This is a genomic window from Pseudomonas sp. PKS (genome assembly GCF_051913525.1).
Classification (GTDB): Bacteria; Pseudomonadota; Gammaproteobacteria; order Pseudomonadales; family Pseudomonadaceae; genus Aquipseudomonas; species Aquipseudomonas guariconensis_D.
The window spans coordinates 56,226-69,625 of the sequence record NZ_JBEGDO010000028.1 but is presented as its reverse complement, the minus strand read 5'-3'; the positions used below and the strand labels follow the sequence as shown (position 1 = coordinate 69,625).

Annotated in this window: 14 protein-coding genes; 11 read left to right on the top strand and 3 right to left on the bottom strand. The window is 63.3% G+C overall.

The features are described 5' to 3' along the window. Positions 1–171: 171 nt before the first annotated feature. Together ABOA88_RS21695 and ABOA88_RS21690 are read right to left on the bottom strand one after the other, a co-directional pair. Positions 172–582: a PA2817 family protein gene (locus ABOA88_RS21695; RefSeq protein WP_196169411.1), complete on the bottom strand. Its 411-nt coding sequence runs from the start codon at positions 580–582 to the stop codon at positions 172–174. 95 nt (positions 583–677) lie between these two features. Beyond that, positions 678–3,125 (bottom strand): acyl-CoA dehydrogenase, encoded by a 2,448-nt coding sequence (locus ABOA88_RS21690; RefSeq protein WP_196169410.1) that lies wholly within the window; start codon positions 3,123–3,125, stop codon positions 678–680. A gap of 185 nt (positions 3,126–3,310) precedes the next feature. Here ABOA88_RS21690 and ABOA88_RS21685 point away from each other — a divergent pair, with 185 nt between their 5' ends. The 3 genes from ABOA88_RS21685 (at position 3,311) to ABOA88_RS21675 (ending at position 5,783) form a co-directional block, all read left to right on the top strand. Next, entirely contained in the window at positions 3,311–3,934 is a 624-nt protein-coding gene (locus ABOA88_RS21685) for a glutathione S-transferase (protein ID WP_367851198.1), read from the top strand. A gap of 140 nt (positions 3,935–4,074) precedes the next feature. Next, positions 4,075–5,007, top strand: a complete 933-nt coding sequence (locus ABOA88_RS21680) for an ABC transporter ATP-binding protein (RefSeq protein ID WP_070092599.1) — start codon at positions 4,075–4,077, stop codon at positions 5,005–5,007. After that, positions 5,004–5,783, top strand: a complete 780-nt coding sequence (locus ABOA88_RS21675; protein WP_043214381.1) for an ABC transporter permease — start codon at positions 5,004–5,006, stop codon at positions 5,781–5,783. The genes ABOA88_RS21680 and ABOA88_RS21675 overlap by 4 nt, the downstream gene beginning before the upstream one ends. Here the strand turns inward: ABOA88_RS21675 and ABOA88_RS21670 are convergent. Continuing rightward, positions 5,667–6,308 (bottom strand): DUF2062 domain-containing protein, encoded by a 642-nt coding sequence (locus ABOA88_RS21670; protein WP_367851199.1) that lies wholly within the window; start codon positions 6,306–6,308, stop codon positions 5,667–5,669. The two genes, ABOA88_RS21675 and ABOA88_RS21670, sit on opposite strands and share 117 nt — an antisense overlap. Positions 6,309–6,451: 143 nt before the next feature. Here ABOA88_RS21670 and ABOA88_RS21665 point away from each other — a divergent pair, with 143 nt between their 5' ends. From ABOA88_RS21665 to murB, 8 genes are all read left to right on the top strand, one after another. Next, positions 6,452–8,671: a DNA internalization-related competence protein ComEC/Rec2 gene (locus ABOA88_RS21665; protein WP_367851200.1), complete on the top strand. Its 2,220-nt coding sequence runs from the start codon at positions 6,452–6,454 to the stop codon at positions 8,669–8,671. Between the two features lie 110 nt (positions 8,672–8,781). Next, entirely contained in the window at positions 8,782–9,417 is a 636-nt protein-coding gene (locus tag ABOA88_RS21660; protein ID WP_070092596.1) for a MotA/TolQ/ExbB proton channel family protein, read from the top strand. Then, positions 9,414–9,848, top strand: a complete 435-nt coding sequence (locus ABOA88_RS21655; protein WP_196169406.1) for an ExbD/TolR family protein — start codon at positions 9,414–9,416, stop codon at positions 9,846–9,848. Before ABOA88_RS21660 ends, ABOA88_RS21655 begins: the two co-directional genes overlap by 4 nt. Beyond that, positions 9,848–10,858, top strand: a complete 1,011-nt coding sequence (gene lpxK, locus ABOA88_RS21650; RefSeq protein WP_367851201.1) for a tetraacyldisaccharide 4'-kinase — start codon at positions 9,848–9,850, stop codon at positions 10,856–10,858. Before ABOA88_RS21655 ends, lpxK begins: the two co-directional genes overlap by 1 nt. Before the next feature lie 42 nt (positions 10,859–10,900). Continuing rightward, a complete protein-coding gene (locus ABOA88_RS21645; RefSeq protein WP_003247142.1) occupies positions 10,901–11,086 on the top strand; it encodes a Trm112 family protein in 186 nt (61 codons plus the stop codon). Beyond that, positions 11,083–11,847 (top strand): 3-deoxy-manno-octulosonate cytidylyltransferase, encoded by a 765-nt coding sequence (gene kdsB / locus ABOA88_RS21640; RefSeq protein ID WP_196169404.1) that lies wholly within the window; start codon positions 11,083–11,085, stop codon positions 11,845–11,847. Before ABOA88_RS21645 ends, kdsB begins: the two co-directional genes overlap by 4 nt. Further along, entirely contained in the window at positions 11,847–12,311 is a 465-nt protein-coding gene (locus ABOA88_RS21635) for a low molecular weight protein-tyrosine-phosphatase (RefSeq protein WP_196169403.1), read from the top strand. Before kdsB ends, ABOA88_RS21635 begins: the two co-directional genes overlap by 1 nt. After that, positions 12,308–13,324 carry a UDP-N-acetylmuramate dehydrogenase gene (gene murB, locus ABOA88_RS21630; RefSeq protein ID WP_367851202.1) on the top strand — a complete coding sequence of 339 codons (1,017 nt, stop codon included), beginning with the start codon at positions 12,308–12,310 and terminating at the stop codon, positions 13,322–13,324. Before ABOA88_RS21635 ends, murB begins: the two co-directional genes overlap by 4 nt. Positions 13,325–13,400 lie beyond the last annotated feature (76 nt).

The window sequence follows — 13,400 nt, the reverse complement described above, 5'->3', positions numbered from 1 at the left end:
CACGACCTTGCCAAGGTCGGGGTCGCGAGTTCGAGTCTCGTTTCCCGCTCCAAATCGAAAACGCCCTCTCAGACGAGAGGGCGTTTTTTTTGCCGTTTTTCTGGATTGGACTCTTGCGCTCCCGTTTTTTTGGGGAGCAGGGCAAGCTTTTGCTTGCCCTGCTGGGGGGCGTCAATGCTTCGGTGTCTGTTCAGGCAAGCTCAGCAGTTGCTTCTGCTGGTTCCAGTCGAAGGCTTCACCGTTCTGCTCGGCTTCGTAGCGCAGGTCTTCGAGCTGCTGGTACAGGGCCAGCTCTTCATCGGGCATGAAGTGCAGGCAGTCGCCGCCGAAGAACCAAAGCAGGTCCCGTGGCACCAAGTGGGCAATCTGCGGGTAGCGCTGGATTACCTGGCAAATCAGATCCTGGCCCAAGTACTGGCTTTCCAGTGGGTCCTGCGGCAGCAGGGTGAGCAGTTCATCGAAGCGTTCGAGGAACAGGGCGTGGCTCTCTTCCGGCACCTGCTCGGCTTCACCCAGGGCGACCAGGATGGTGCGCAGGTGCTGAAGCAGTTGCAGGTGATATTCCAGGTGCGGGTTGGCCATGGAAAGGGTCCTCGGTATGGCTGAAACGGGGGCGGAGTATACGCCGGTTGCGCGGGCTGTGCTGAGCGTGTCAGCACAGCCCGATCGCCATGATGTCAGCGTACCGCGTCTTGCATCGGGCGCAGCGCCTCCTTGTCGAATGCGTCCACATCGATCACCCGTCGTCGAGCAGCCTCCGCCTCACGCAAGCGCTGTCCCTCGGCAGCCTGCAGTACGCCAGCCTCGACGGCAGCGTCGATCGCCGACTGCCCAGGTGTGGGATGGACCTTGCCGTGCTTGATCGCCTCGTGCAGCGCTTTGTGCAGGGGAGCGCACTCTTCCAATAGGTCGCTGGCCTGTTGCAGGGCTGCCACCGGGTCAGCTTCGGCCTGCGGGCGGAAACAGCCGCTCAGCAGTTCTTCGAGCGCAGGGTCTCCCTTGCGCCGCCCAATCAACTCCGCCACCTCGGCATCCAGTTCATCGCTTGGCCCGGTATGGCGACGTCCCAGAGGAAAGACCAGCACACGCAAGGCGCAACCGACGAAGCGGTTAGGGAAATTGTCGAGCAGGCGATCCAGTGCGGTCTCCGACTGGCCCAGACTTTCCTCCAAGGCCCAGCGCAGCAGTGGTTGCAAGTGCTCCGGTGAGCCCAAGTCGTGGTAGCGCTTGAGAGATGCCGAAGCCAGGTACAGATAGCTCAATACATCGCCCAGACGGGCACTGAGGCGTTCCCGGCGTTTGAGTACACCGCCGAGCATCATCATCGACAGATCCGCCAGCAGTGCAAATGCGGCAGCTTGACGGTTCAGTGCGCGGAAATAGCCTTGGCTGAGGGCATCACCTGGTACCTGCTCGAAGCGGCCCAGGCCGAGCCCCAGTACCAGGGTGCTGGCGGCATTACCGGCGGCGAACAGGATGTGTTTCATCAGCAAGTCATCGAACTCGGCAAGCGCTTGCTCGTGGTCCTCGCGCCCGGCAAGGGCCATTTCTTCGAGCACGAACGGGTGACAGCGGATCGCGCCCTGGCCGAAGATCATCAAGTTGCGTGAAAGAATGTTGGCCCCTTCGACGGTGATGGAGATCGGTGCGCCCATCCAGTTGCGCGCCAGATAGTTGTTCGGGCCCAGGATGATGCCTTTGCCACCGTGCACATCCATGGCGTGCTGGATGCATTCGCGACCTCGCTCGGTGAGGTGGTACTTGAGAATGGCCGACAGCACCGAAGGTTTTTCGCCGAGGTCGACAGCTCCGGCGGTCAGTATCCGGGCGCTGTCGGCCAGCCACGCATTCCCGCCAATGCGGGCCAGGGAGGCTTGGATGCCTTCGAAGGCGGCCAGCGGAACATTGAACTGTTCGCGAATGTGTGCGTACTGGCCGGTCACCAGGCTGCTGTACTTGGCCGCCCCCGTGCCTCCTGCGGGCAGGGAAATGGAACGGCCCACGGACAGGCAGTTCATCAGCATCATCCAGCCTTTGCCGAGCATGTCCTTGCCGCCGATGAGGTAATCCAGCGGTATGAAGACATCCTTGCCGCTGTTGGGGCCATTCATGAAGGCCGCACCCAGCGGGAAGTGGCGCCTGCCGATTTCGACACCCGGTGTGTCGGTGGGCACCAGCGCCAGGCTGATGCCCAGATCCTGCGTGTCGCCCAGCAGGTGCTCCGGGTCATAGGCCTTGAAGGCCAGGCCCAGCAGTGTCGCGATCGGCCCGAGGGTGATATAGCGCTTCTCCCAGTTCAGGCGCAGGCCGATCACTTCTTCTCCTTGCCATTGGCCTTTGCAGATCACGCCGGTGTCCGGCATGGCGCTCGCGTCCGAGCCGGCCAGTGGACCGGTGAGGGCGAAGCAGGGGATTTCCTCGCCGCGAGCCAGGCGAGGCAGGTAATGATTGCGCTGTTCCTCGGTGCCGTAGTGCAACAGCAACTCGGCCGGGCCCAGGGAGTTGGGCACCATCACCGTCGAGGCAAGGTCGGCGCTGCGGGTAGCCAGTTTCATCACGATCTGAGAGTGGGCATAGGCCGAGAAACCTTTGCCGCCGTATGCCTTGGGGATTATCAGGGCGAAGAAGCCATGGGCCTTGATATGTGCCCACGCTTCTGCTGGCAGGTCCAGGTCCTGGCTGATCTGCCAGTCGCTGACCATGGCGCAGAGGGCCTCGGTGGGGCCATCGATGAAGGACTGCTCTTCGTCGGTCAGCGTGGCTGCCGGGTAGTCGAGCAGGACATTCCAGTCGGGGCGGCCGCTGAACAGTTGGCCATCCCACCAGACCGTGCCGGCGTCGATAGCCTCGCGTTCGGTCCGCGACATGGGCGGCAGCGTGCGCCGGAACCACTGGAACACGGGGGTCGTGAACAGTTTGCGCCGCCATTGTGGCAACACCAGGAATGCGGTCTTGAAGGCCAGCACCAGCCAGATCAATGCCAACAGCCAGCCGGGGGCGTGCCCCCAGATGCCCATCAGCAGCACGTAGACCGCGACGGCCCCCAGGATCTTCAGGGGGGACAGGCGCAGATGCGTGAGGTACGCCGCACCGATCACCAACACCACCAGCCACAGCAGCAACATAGTCCTTCCTCCATGGAACATTGGGTTCGAGCTATCCCACAGAGCTTAGACCTGCCTGGCGGGACGGCCTGACCTGAACAGTGACAGGGTATGGCGGCGAGCGTTCAGCGCAGTCCGGTGTTTCAGCAACCAGGCCGGCGGATTGGAGTAGACTATCGGCCCTCTGCATACCAAAGGACGCTGTCATGCTGAAGATCTGGGGCCGCAAGAACTCGAGCAATGTGCGCAAGGCGCTGTGGATTGCCCATGAACTGGGCCTGGACTTCGAATCGATCGACGCTGGCGGCGCCTTCGGTTTGGTGGATGAGCCGCATTATCGGGCGCGCAACCCCAATGGCTTGGTGCCGATGCTCGAAGATGACGACTTTGTGCTCTGGGAGTCCAACGCCATCGTTCGTTACCTGTGCGCCCAGTATGGCCGCGACCAGGGCTGGTATCTGGACAACCCGCGCCAGCGCGCCTCGGCGGACAAATGGATGGATTGGACCACCTCGTCCTTCGCCACGCCGTTCCGGCCGTTGTTCTGGGGTCTGCTGCGTACGCCGGAGGACCAGCGCGATTGGGTGGCCATCAATGCTGCCCACAAGCAGTGCGCGCAGTTGCTGTCGATCGCCGACCAGGCCCTGGCGGACCAGCCTTACCTGTCCGGCCAGCAGATTGGCATGGGCGATATCCCCTTGGGCTGTTTCATCTACGCCTGGTTCGAAATGCCGATCGAGCGCCCCCAGATGCACCACCTAAGGGCCTGGTATGAGCGCCTGCGCCAACGCCCGGCCTACCAGGCAGCGGTAATGACGGCATTGACCTGAACACCGTGGCCATTTCGATAGTCATTATCGATACACATGACTGTACTTGCGTGGCCAGGGCTTGCACCATTGGTCGCACTCACTGCGCCAGTGATCAGCCCTGGCGTGTCCTGAACCCTTTTCTCGGTACCTGACCCGCTATGAGTTCCGCCCTGTCCATACGACAGCTGACCAAGACCTACGGCAACGGCTTCCAGGCCCTCAAGGGCATCGACCTGGATGTCGCCGAGGGTGACTTCTTCGCTTTGCTTGGCCCCAACGGCGCCGGCAAGTCCACCACCATCGGCATCCTCTCCACTCTGGTCAACAAGACCAGCGGCACGGTGAATGTGTTCGGCCACGATCTGGATCGTGACCCCGCCGCGCTCAAGCGCTGCCTGGGCGTTGTGCCGCAGGAGTTCAACTTCAACCAGTTCGAGAAAACCTTCGATATTGTGGTCACTCAGGCGGGCTACTACGGCATCCCGCCCAAGCTGGCCAAGGAGCGCGCCGAACAGTACCTGACCCAGCTGGGCCTGTGGGACAAGCGGGATGTGCAGTCGCGCTCGCTCTCCGGCGGCATGAAGCGCCGCTTGATGATTGCCCGGGCGCTGATTCACGAGCCGCGCTTGCTGATTCTCGATGAGCCGACCGCGGGTGTGGACATCGAGCTGCGCCGTTCGATGTGGAGCTTTCTCACCGAGCTGAATCAGAAAGGCATCACCATCATCCTGACCACCCATTACCTGGAAGAAGCCGAGCAGCTGTGCCGCAACATCGGCATCATCGACCATGGCACCATCGTCGAGAACACCAGCATGCGCAAGCTGCTGGGCAAGCTACACGTGGAAACCTTCGTCCTCGACCTCAAGCAGGACCTTGCCCAAGCGCCGGTACTTCAGGGTTACCCGTGCCGGCTGATCACGCCGCACACCCTGGAAGTGCAGGTGGATAAAGCGATGGGCATCACCGCGCTGTTTGGCCAACTGGCACTGCAGCAGATCGAAGTGCAGAGCCTGCGTAACAAGACCAACCGACTTGAGGAGCTGTTCGTGTCCCTGGTGGAAAAAAACCTGTCGAAGGTGGCGGTATGAGTCTGGACCTGCGCACCAACTGGGTCGCCCTAAACACCATCGTCTACCGTGAAGTCCGGCGCTTTTTGCGCATCTGGCCGCAAACCCTTTTGCCGCCGGCGATCACTATGGTGCTGTACTTCGTGATCTTCGGAAATCTCATCGGTCGGCAGATCGGCGACATGGGCGGCTTCACGTACATGGAGTACATCGTGCCGGGCCTGATCATGATGTCGGTGATCACCAACTCCTACGGCAACGTGGTCTCGAGCTTCTTTGGCAGCAAGTTCCAGCGTTCGATCGAAGAGCTGATGGTCTCGCCGGTATCGCCGCACACCATTCTCGTCGGCTATGTGCTCGGAGGCGTATTGCGTGGCCTGGCCGTCGGGGTGATCGTGACCATCCTGTCGATGTTCTTCACCCATCTGCAGGTTCATCACCTGGGTGTCACTGTAGCGGTAGTGCTGCTGACCGCGACCATCTTCTCGCTGCTGGGCTTCGTCAACGCCGTATTCGCGCGCAACTTCGACGATATCTCGATCATTCCGACGTTCGTGCTGACGCCGCTGACCTACCTCGGCGGGGTGTTCTATTCGATCAGCCTGCTGCCGCCATTCTGGCAGACCGTGTCGTTGGCGAACCCGGTACTGCACATGGTCAACTCGTTCCGCTACGGCATCCTAGGGGTGTCGGATATCCGTATCGGCACTGCGATCACCTTCATGCTGGTGGCCACTGCAGTGCTTTACCTGCTGTGCGTGCGTCTGCTGGTGAGCGGCCGCGGCATGCGCGCCTGAGGCGTGCTTGGCTGACCACTGGGCCTTGCGCCGGCGCCATTGCCGGCCTACCCACCAACGCCAGTACAGCATGGTGGCGAAGTAGGCGAAGAGGCCCAGCACCAGCCCACACACCACCGAGCCCAGCAGGAAGGGCTGCCAAATCGTCGACAGTTGGTCGGTGACCCACTGGACGGTGATTTCGTCCGGCAGGGTGCGGGGCGGCACCTGCATCAGCCAGGCGCCGGTCATGTAGGTGACGAAGAACACCGGCGGCATGGTCAGCGGATTGGTCAGCCAGACCAGGCTGACCGCGATCGGCAGGTTGCCCCGCAGCGGGATTGCCAGGCTGGCGGCCAGCAGCATCTGCATGGGCATGGGGATCAGTGCTGCGAACAGGCCCACTCCCATGGCCCGCGCCACCGAATGGCGGTTCAGGTGCCAGAGGTTGGGATCGTGCAGCAACCTGCCGAAAAAGCGTAAGGACTTGTGTTCCCGAATGCTGGTTGGATCCGGCATGTAGCGTTTGAAGAGACGGCGCGGCATGTACGCTCCCGGCGGGGTGAATGAAGGCAGTATGCCTTTTTTGCCCGACGACCTTGTTCAGAGTTTGTGACAATTATTGAGCAAGGTCGGCCGACTTTTCAGCTAAGCCTCAGAGGGCTGTTTCGCTTCTGGAGCTCTATCTCATGCGCAAAGGGATGTTCGCGCTCGCACTCGGGCTGTTGAGCCTGCGTTTTCTGCCTGCGTTGCCATCGGTCGGCGCGATGCTGGCAATGCTGTTGATCGGCGTGCTTTGTCTTCCTGGCAGAGCCAGGACGGTAGGTTGCTTTCTCCTCGGATTGAGCTGGGCCTGTTGGTCGGCGCAAAACGCCCTGGATGATCGTCTGGAATCGACGTTGGATGGGCGAACCTTGTGGCTGGAGGGGCGGGTGGTGGGATTGCCCGCGCTACGAGGGCAATCCGTGCGCTTCGAGCTTGCGGAACCTACCTCGCGTCGCACCGCGTTGCCGCGTCGGCTTCAGTTGAACTGGTTCGAAGGGCCACAACTGAGAGCTGGCGAGTACTGGCGCCTGGCTGTCACGCTCAAGCGCCCCCATGGCCTGCTCAACCCCCATGGTCCCGATTGGGAGGCGCTTTTTCTGGCGCGGCGGATCGGTGCCGTCGGCACTGTCAAGGCCGGGCAGTTAGTGGCTCCCGCCACGAGCAACTGGCGCGACGCGGTGCGCCAGCGCCTGCTGGCAGTCGATGCCCAGGGGCGCGAAGCCGCCCTGGCAGCGCTGGTACTGGGGGATGGCTCGGGGCTTGCGCGCTCGGACTGGCAGGCGTTGCAGGCCACCGGTACGGTGCATTTGATGGTCATTTCCGGCCAGCACATCGGCTTGGTGGCCGGGCTGATCTATGGTTTGGTGGCGTGGCTGGCGCGCCTGGGCCTGTGGCCCCAGCGCCTGCCATGGTTACCCTGGGCGTGCGTGTTGAGTCTGATCTCAGCGTTGGGTTATGGCGGGCTCGCCGGGTTCGGCGTACCAGTGCAGCGAGCTTGCCTGATGCTGGCGATGGTCCTGCTCTGGCGTCTGCACTTCAGTCATCTGGGGGCGCTCATGCCGTTGCTGGCTGCCCTGTGTGGCGTGCTGCTGATCGAACCGTTGGCGAGCCTGTTGCCGGGGTTCTGGCTATCGTTCGCCGCGGTCGCGGTTCTGGTGTTCTGCTTTGCCGGGCGCCTCGGCGGCTGGCGGCCTTGGCAAGCCTGGAGCAGGGCGCAATGGGTGGTCGCAGTGGGCTTGCTGCCGGCCTTGCTGGTGCTGGGCTTGCCGATCAGCCTGACAGCGCCGCTGGCCAATCTGTTTGCGGTGCCCTGGATCAGTTTTGCCGTGTTGCCACTGGCGCTGCTGGGCAGTGCGCTGCTGCCGCTGGGCCAGCCCGGTGAGCTGTTGCTGTGGTTGGCAGGTGGGTTGCTGGAGATCTTGTTTCAGCAACTGGCGCTGTTGGGGAAATGGCGTCCGGCGTGGGAGCCCCAGGCACTGACGCCATGGGCGGGGCTGCTGGTCGGTTTGGGGGCGGCATTGCTGTTGCTGCCCCGGGGCGTGCCGCTGCGTGGCCTGGGCTGCGTGATGCTGATGGCCCTGTGGGCGCCTCGGGAGCCAGTGCCGCAGGGGCAGGTCGAAATCCTGCAACTGGATGTGGGGCAGGGCCTGGCCGTGCTGCTGCGAACCCGCACGCACAGCCTGCTGTATGACGCTGGCCCTGCCAAGGGTGACATGGACCTGGGTGAGCGGGTGGTGTTGCCCACCTTGCGCAAGCTTGGCGTCAAGCAGTTGGATCTGATGCTGATCAGCCATGGCCATGCCGATCATGCCGGCGGCGCCGCGGCCATCGGACGGGCTCTGCCGCTGGGTCGGGTGCTTGCGGGGGAGCCTGAACAATTGCCGGAGGCTTTGCCGGCTCATCCGTGCGTCAGCGGTGAGCGCTGGCACTGGGATGGGGTGGACTTCATGCTTTGGCAGTGGGCAGGGGGACCGGCCGGCAACGAGCGTTCCTGTGCGCTGCTGGTACAGGCCCAGGGCGAGCGGTTGTTACTGGCCGGCGATATGGAGGCTGGTGCCGAGCGGGCTTGGCTGGCAGCGACCGATGCGCCGCGCATCGACTGGTTGCAGGCGCCGCACCATGGCAGTCGCAGCTCATCCACCGAGCCGTTCATCCGCGCTACGTCGCCAAGGGGCGTGATGATTTCCCGGGGGCGCTACAACGGCTTCGGCCATCCGCATCCGCAGGTCGTGGAGCGTTACCGGCGGTACGGGTTGAGCGTTCATGACACCGCGATCGAAGGCGCTTTGCGCCTGCGCCTGGGCAGCCATGGCGAGGTCGAGGGGCTGCGGGCGCAGCGACGGTTCTGGCGACAGGTGCAATGAATGCCCCATGCGCAGGTCATAACGTGAACGGCCGACTCCCTGACCTTCGGCAGATGAGCCCCCCACGGTCCTATGGTAGAGTGGCGGCCTTTTTCAAGGGGATGCTTACTGTGTGGGAATTGGTCAAGTCCGGTGGTTGGATGATGCTGCCGATCATTCTGAGTTCCATCGCCGCCATGGCTATCGTCGCCGAGCGCCTGTGGACCCTGCGCGCCAGTCGCGTGACCCCGCCGCACCTGCTTGGCCAGGTGTGGATGTGGATCAAGGACAAGCAACTGACCAGTGACAAGCTCAAGGCCCTGCGCGCCGATTCGCCGTTGGGCGAAATCCTCGCTGCGGGCCTGGCCAACTCCCGCCATGGTCGCGAGATCATGAAAGAGTGCATCGAGGAGGCCGCCTCCCGGGTCATCCATGAGCTGGAGCGCTATGTCGGTACATTGGGCACCATCGCTGCGATGGCCCCCTTGCTCGGCCTTCTGGGCACGGTGCTGGGCATGATCGACATCTTCAGCGCCTTCATGGGCTCGCAGATGACCGCCAACCCGGCCGTGCTCGCAGGCGGTATTTCCAAGGCCCTGGTCACCACAGCCGCCGGTCTGATGGTGGGGATCCCGGCGGTCTTCTTCCACCGGTTCCTGCAGCGACGCATCGATGAGTTGGTGGTCGGCATGGAGCAGGAGGCAATCAAGCTGGTCGAGGTGCTGCAAGGCGATCGCGAAGTGGAAGTGGCCGGAGGCAAGGCGTGAAGTTCCGGCGCAACCGGCAACGGGAAAACGTGGACATCAACCTGGCGTCGCTGATCGACGTGGTGTTCGTTCTACTCCTGTTCTTCGTGGTTACCACCACCTTTACTCGCGAAACCCAACTGCGCGTCGAGCTGCCCGAAGCCGCCAGTGCCAGCCAGGCGCCGGCAGAGGAGGGCAAGCTTGTGGAAATCACCATCAGTGCGGACGGCGTGTATTCGGTCAACAACCACCTGCTGCCCAAGAGCGACCTGGCGACCTTGACCGAGGCGCTCGAGCGCGAATCGGGCGGGGACATCACCCTGCCGCTGGCGATCAGCGCGGACGGCAAGACGCCCCACCAGGCTGTGGTCACCGCAATGGATGCGGCCGGCAAGCTCGGCTTCAGCAAGTTGCGCATGACCACCGTCGAGGCCGCGCAGGGTACTCCTTGATGGCTTTCGCTGACCGTCTGCTCGCGGCCTGGTACGACGGGCATCCGGCGCTTGCGCTGTTGCGTCCGCTCGAGGCCCTGTACCGACGGGTGGTGACGCGCAAGCGTGCACGTTTTCTCAGTGGTGACAGTGCCAGCTACCGGGCTCCGGTGCCGGTGATCGTAGTGGGCAACATCACCGTCGGCGGCACCGGAAAGACGCCGATGATCCTCTGGTTGATCGAGCACTGTCGCCTTCGTGGGCTCAAGGTCGGGGTGGTCAGCCGGGGCTATGGCGCAACGCCGCCCAGCCTGCCTTGGCGTGTGCGGGCAGACCAGAGCGCGCAGCACGCCGGTGACGAGCCGCTGTTGATCGTTCAACGTACAGGCGTGCCCCTGATGATCGATCCTGACCGATCCTGCGCCGTGCAGGCGCTGCTGGCCAGCGAGCCGCTGGACCTGATCCTGTGCGATGACGGCATGCAGCACTACCGCCTGGCGCGTGACCTGGAACTGGTGCTGATTGACGCCGCCCGCGGCCTGGGCAATCGCCGTTGCCTGCCGGCGGGTCCGTTGCGTGAGCCGGTCGAGCGTCTGGCCGAGGCCGATGCGGTGCTGTACAACGGCGCAAAGGTGGATCAGGACGACGGCTTCGCCTTCGGCCTGCGGCCCTCGGCGCTGGTCAACCTACGCAGCGGCGAACGTCGCCCGCTCGATTACTTTCCGGCTGGCCAGGCGTTGCACGCCGTGGCTGGCATCGGCAATCCACAGCGTTTCTTCAATACATTGCAAGGGCTAAACTGGCAGCCGATCCCGCATCCCTTTGCCGATCATGCGCAGTTCAGCGTCGAGAACCTGGCGTTCAGTCCGGCGCTGCCGCTGGTGATGACCGAGAAGGATGCAGTGAAGTGCCGGTCCTTCGCGGCCGACGACTGGTGGTACCTGGCGGTAGACGCCGTGCCATCCCAAGCCTTTGTCAGCTGGTTCGACGGGCAGTTGCAACGTCTGCTGCCTGCTCGTCTCCAGCCCTGAGCCTTTTTCTTTTTTCCGGCCTTTGGCCTCAAGGAAGCCTCCATGGACACCAAACTGCTCGATATCCTGGCCTGCCCGATCACCAAGGGCCCGCTCAAGCTCAGTGCCGACAAGACCGAGCTGATCAGCAAGGGCGCGGGCCTGGCCTATCCGATTCGTGACGGCATCCCGGTGATGCTGGAAAGCGAAGCGCGTACCCTGACCGACGACGAGCGCCTGGACAAATGAGCTTGAATTTCACCGTGGTGATTCCTGCCCGCCTGCGCTCGACCCGCCTGCCGGGCAAGCCACTGCTGGCGATTGCCGGCAAGCCGATGGTCCAGCATGTCTGGGAGCAGGCCCGCAAGAGCGGCGCCAGCCGCGTGGTCATCGCCACCGACGATGCTAGCATCGTCGAGGCTTGCCAGGCATTCGGCGCCGAGGTCCTTTTGACCCGAGCCGACCACGAGTCCGGCACTGACCGACTGGCCGAAGTGGCCTCGTATCTGGGCCTGCCGGCTGACGCCATCGTGGTCAATGTGCAGGGCGACGAGCCCTTGATTCCGCCAGTGATCATCGACCAGGTGGCCGCCAACCTCGCAGCCCATCCGGAAGCAGGCATCGCCACGTTGGCCGAGCCGATCGCCGAGCCCGAAACCGTATTCAATCCCAATGCGGTCAAAGTAGTCAGCGACAAGCATGGCCTGGCCCTGACCTTCAGCCGCGCACCGCTGCCCTGGGCGCGGGATGCGTTTGCCAAGAGCCGCGACAGCCTCCCCGAAGGCGTTCCTTACCGCCGTCATATCGGTATGTACGCCTACCGTGTGGGCTTTCTCCAAGACTTCGTCAGTTGGGGCCCTTGCTGGTTGGAGCAGACCGAAGCGCTGGAACAACTGCGCGCCCTGTGGCATGGCGTGCGCATCCACGTGGCTGACGCCATCGAGGCCCCGGCCGTCGGCGTCGATACTCCTGAAGACCTGGAGCGCGTTCGGCGCTTGCTGGAGGCCTGATGCGCGTTCTGTTCGTCTGCCTGGGCAATATCTGTCGTTCACCGACTGCCGAAGGTGTATTGCGTCACCAACTGCAGGCCGCAGGACTTGCCGAGCTGGTGCACGTGGCCTCGGCCGGCACCGGTGACTGGCACGTCGGCAAGGCGCCCGACAGCCGTACCTGCCGCGCGGCCCTGGCGCGTGGCTATGACTTGTCCTGTCAGCGTGCCCAGCAGGTCAAGGCAGAACATTTTGCCGAGTACGACCTGATCCTGGCGATGGACAAAAGTAACCTGGCCCATCTGCAAGCCATGCGTCCCCACGCCGCGCCCGGCGAACTGGATCTCTTCCTGCGTCGCTATGGCGCAGCCCTGGATGAGGTGCCGGACCCATACTATGGCGGCGCCGAAGGTTTCGAGCAGGTCCTGGACCTGATCGAAGCTGCATGCCAGGAACTGGTCGTTGAAATCAAGGGGCGGTTATGACGAGCTGGCAGGAGCGGGTCTCGCTCAAGCCCTACAACACCTTTGGCATTGACGTGAAGGCACGCTACTTCACCCAGGCCCATGACGATGCGCAGGTCCGTCAGGCCCTGGCCGAGGCCATCGAGCGGCAAGTGCGTGTGCTGGTGATCGGTGGCGGCAGCAACCTGTTGCTGACCGGCGACATCGATGCGTTGGTGTTGCATATGGCCAGCCGAGGCCGGCGGGTGTTGCAGGACGATGGTGATCGGGTCGTGGTGGAGGCCGAGGCAGGCGAGCCTTGGCACCCCTTCGTGCAATGGAGCCTGACACAGGGCTTTTGCGGCCTGGAGAACCTCAGCCTGATCCCGGGCACCGTTGGCGCTGCGCCCATGCAGAATGTCGGTGCCTATGGCGTAGAGATCAAGGACGTATTTGCCGGCCTCACCGCCTTGGATCGTGAAACCGGCGAGTTGCGGGATTTTGCCCTGGAGGAATGTGCCTTCGCCTACCGGGACAGTTTGTTCAAGCGCAACCCTGGACGGTGGCTGATCCTGCGGGTGCGTTTTGCCCTCAGCCGAACCTTGCATGCGCACCTGGATTACGGCCCGGTTCGCCAGCGCCTGCTGGAGCAGGGCGTTCAAGCACCGACCGCCATGGCTATCAGCGAGGCCATCTGCAGCATTCGCAGGGAGAAACTGCCTGATCCGGCCGAGCTGGGCAATGCCGGGAGCTTCTTCAAGAACCCCGTGGTAACGGCGGCGCTGGCCGAGCAGATTCGCGAGCGTTTCCCGAGCGTGGTGGCTTATCCACAGGCCGACGGGCAGGTGAAGCTGGCAGCGGGCTGGCTGATCGAGCAGGCGGGGTGGAAAGGGTACCGGGATGGGGATGCCGGTGTGCATCGTCTGCAGTCGCTGGTCCTGGTGAACTATGGCCAGGCGAGCGGGGCGCAGTTGCATGACCTGGCGCGCAGGATACAGGCCGATATCTTAGAGCGCTTCGGGGTCGAGCTGGAGATGGAGCCGAACCTGTACTGATCCTTGGAGGCTGCTACGCAGTCCATCACTCAAGACAGTCTCGCAGTAAATGTTCCCGATATGAAAAAGCCCCGCC